Below are 526 nucleotides of genomic sequence, written 5' to 3'. Positions count from 1 at the left end.
TTTACCGGCTCGACCGGCACCGGCAAACGCGTGGCACTGGCCTCGGTCGAGCACAATCGCAAGTACCAGCTGGAGATGGGCGGCAAGAACCCGTTCGTGGTGCTCGACGACGCCGATCTTAGCGTTGCCGTCGAAGCCGCCGTCAACTCCGCCTTCTTCTCCACCGGCCAGCGTTGCACCGCGTCGTCGCGGGTGATCGTGACCGAAGGCATTCACGACCGGTTCGTGGCGGCGATGGGCGAGCGCATGAAGGGGCTCACCATCGACGACGCGCTGAAGGCCGGCACCCATATCGGCCCGGTGGTCGACCAGAGCCAGCTCAACCAGGACACCGACTACATCGCCATCGGCAAACAGGAAGGCGCCAAACTCGCCTTCGGCGGCGAGCTTCTGAAGCGCGACACGCCCGGCTTCTACCTGCAGCCGGCGCTGTTTACCGAGGCAACCAACCAGATGCGCATCTCGCGTGAAGAAATCTTCGGACCGGTCGCTTCGGTGATCCGGGTGAAGGATTATGACGAGGCGC

The 526-nt window shown here is 64.1% G+C and carries 1 protein-coding gene; it reads left to right on the top strand.

The window, feature by feature from the left end; genetic code table 11:
- On the top strand, nucleotides 1–526 hold a 526-nt coding region (locus tag IB264_RS34230; RefSeq protein WP_192435378.1), incomplete at both ends, for an aldehyde dehydrogenase family protein.

It is taken from the genome of Ensifer sp. ENS11 (genome assembly GCF_014851895.1).
Taxonomy (GTDB): Bacteria; Pseudomonadota; Alphaproteobacteria; order Rhizobiales; family Rhizobiaceae; genus Ensifer; species Ensifer canadensis.
This window is presented reverse-complemented; position numbering and strand designations above follow the sequence as displayed.